The 2,654-nt window shown below is 51.9% G+C and carries 2 protein-coding genes; both read left to right on the top strand.

The annotated features are described in order from the left end of the window. The first annotated feature begins 581 nt into the window (after positions 1 to 581). On the top strand, positions 582 to 1,493 hold the full coding sequence (locus RUMCAL_RS14650) for a phage replisome organizer N-terminal domain-containing protein (RefSeq protein ID WP_021682337.1): 912 nt from the start codon (positions 582 to 584) through the stop codon (positions 1,491 to 1,493). A gap of 261 nt (positions 1,494 to 1,754) precedes the next feature. Then, positions 1,755 to 2,606: a substrate-binding domain-containing protein gene (locus tag RUMCAL_RS08510; protein WP_156902503.1), complete on the top strand. Its 852-nt coding sequence runs from the start codon at positions 1,755 to 1,757 to the stop codon at positions 2,604 to 2,606. The last annotated feature ends 48 nt before the right edge of the window (positions 2,607 to 2,654 follow it).

Consider the following 2,654-nt stretch of genomic DNA (forward strand, 5'->3'; position numbering starts at 1 on the left):
AAAGAGCATACCAGTAGACGGTCTGCTCCCAATAAGTTACTTAAAATAACCGCCTTGAGTTGCAGCTGTAGGGCGGTTATTTCCGTTTATCATCATGATGATTGGAACGCAGAATCGCTATCTGAATCAATGTAAGTATGAGCCATGCGAAAAAACGCAGCTGCTCCCATGTTACAAAGTTCTCCATGCACATCACCTCCCATCGATTTTGATAAAATCATGGGAGCGTGGAAAGACCGCCTACCGTTTCAGGTATGCCCTCAAAATTTAGTATACCACACTTTGCAAAAAATGTCAAACAGCCGCATCACTGCCGGAGCGTTCCGGTGGGTGGTGCGGCTTTTTTGCTGCCGTGCAGTCGAGCCATTGCACGTCTATACTATTATAATAGTATAGCATGTCATGTTCGATCTGTTTGCCCGGGCAGCACTGCCTCTCCCAACAGAACCTGCCCGAAACTTCCAGCAAACTTCCAATATTCCGAACTTTCATCAGAAACTGTGTAAATTCTCGTTCAAAGTTGCACGCCGGCGTGCAACTTTTCCCCTCTGAGAGCCTATATATGGAGGGGCTTTTTTACATTGCGAAATGCCAGCCCGAAGCGTGCTCCGGACGGGCGGGAACAGGAGGAACTGCACATGCAAAGCAAACGGTTTTATTGGCTGAAATTACAGGAACATTTCTTTCAGGACAAGGCAGTGAAAAAACTGCGGCGAATGCCCAACGGGGATACCTGCGTGATGATCTATCTGAAAATGCTGTTGCTAAGCCTTTCCAGCAGCGGCGAGTTGTACTTCGACGGACTGGAGCCGGATTTTCACACGGAACTGGCACTGACACTGGACGAGGACGAAGAACTGGTCAGGGACACGCTGGAGTTTCTGATGCGTGTGCACCGGCTGGAACAGAAGTCGGAAACGGTCTACTATCTTCCGGAGGTAGGTGCGGTGACGGGTTCGGAAAGTGCTTCTGCGGAACGCATGCGAAAAGCACGGCAGAAACCGGCAGATGCCAAGCCGCAGGAACCGGTTCAGGCACCGGCAGAAGCTTGTAACACCGAAGCTGCACATTGTGACACACCGGCTGCACATTGTGACGTAGAGAAAGAGATAGAGAAAGAGTTAGAGATAGAGAAAGAAACAGAGTCAGATGCAGAGAAAGAGTTGTTTCCGGAGAGCCAGACCGCTGCCGCGGCAGTTCCAGAAACAACCACCACAACCGGCAGCCGGAAAAAAAGGACTGCTTTTTCCAAGCCGACACTGGAGGAGATACGGAACTACTGCATGCATCGGGGCAGCACGGTATCGGCAGAACAGTTTTACGACTACTACGAAGCCAACGGCTGGAACATCGGAAAGCACCCGATGCGGGACTGGAAAGCGGCTCTGCGGACATGGGAACGCCACGAAAAGCCGTCCTGTCCGGACAAACCCCAGCCCCCGCGGTGTGAAAATGCAGAGGCTTATGCGTCATTTGTCTATAACCTGACATAAGGAACACACTGCCGGAATCTGTCCTCTCAGTGCATGCCGGCTGAAAATATACCGAAATTCCGTGTTTTTTTCGGAGTTAACAAAGGACATGCCGCAAAACTTAACATTTAACCTAGATTTCACATTGCCGCGATAACAGACTTTACATAGGCTTGTTATAATAACATTGTTCATTGGAACAAGAATAAAAAACGAAACACGATTCTGGGCAGAATCGGCAAGGGACACAGCGAAGCGTGTCCGGAAATGGAGTTATGCGTTATGAAAAAAATGACAAAGATCGCGGCAGCAGTTGCAGCATTGGGCATGATGGCAAGCAGTCTGACAGGCTGCGGCGGCGGTGCTTCCGGAGCAATCTCCGTGATTACCCGTGAGGACGGTTCCGGCACCCGCGGAGCATTCACCGAACTGTGCGGCATCATGGAGGACGACAAGGACAACACAGTTTCCAGTGCAGAGGTCACGAACAGCACCGCAGTTATGCTGACGACCGTTGCCGGCAATGCGGCTTCTATCGGCTATGTTTCTGTCGGCTCTCTGGACGATTCCGTCAAGGCTCTGGAAGTAGACGGCGTAGCACCCAGCGTGGACACCGTGGCCGACGGCAGCTATTCCATTTCCCGTCCGTTCAACATCGTCACCAAGGACGGCGAGGAACTGAGCGATGCGGCACAGGATTTCTTCAACTACATCATGAGCACCGATGCCGCAGATGTCATCAGCAAAGAGGGCTATGTGGCACAGGGCACAGAAAGCTATACCTCCAACGGTGCAAAGGGCAGCGTGGTGGTTGCCGGTTCTTCTTCTGTCACACCGGTCATGACTAAGCTGAAAGAGGCTTACGCGGACGTGAATCCGGACGTGACCGTAGACGTACAGCAGAGCGACTCCACCACCGGCGTGACTTCCACACAGGAGGGCGTATGCGACATCGGCATGGCTTCCCGCGAACTGAAGGACACTGAAACCGGCGTAAAGAGCACTGTTCTGGCAATGGACGGCATTGCAGTCATCGTCAACAAGGACAATTCTCTCGACGCGATTACCAAGGATCAGATCAAGCAGATCTACACCGGCGAGATCACAGAGTGGTCTGCGTTGACGGAACAGTAAAAAAGGCTGCGAGATAACCCCTCAGTCAAGCCTGCGGCTTGCCAGCTC

This window comes from Ruminococcus callidus ATCC 27760 (assembly GCF_000468015.1).
GTDB lineage: Bacteria > Bacillota > Clostridia > Oscillospirales > Ruminococcaceae > Ruminococcus_C > Ruminococcus_C callidus.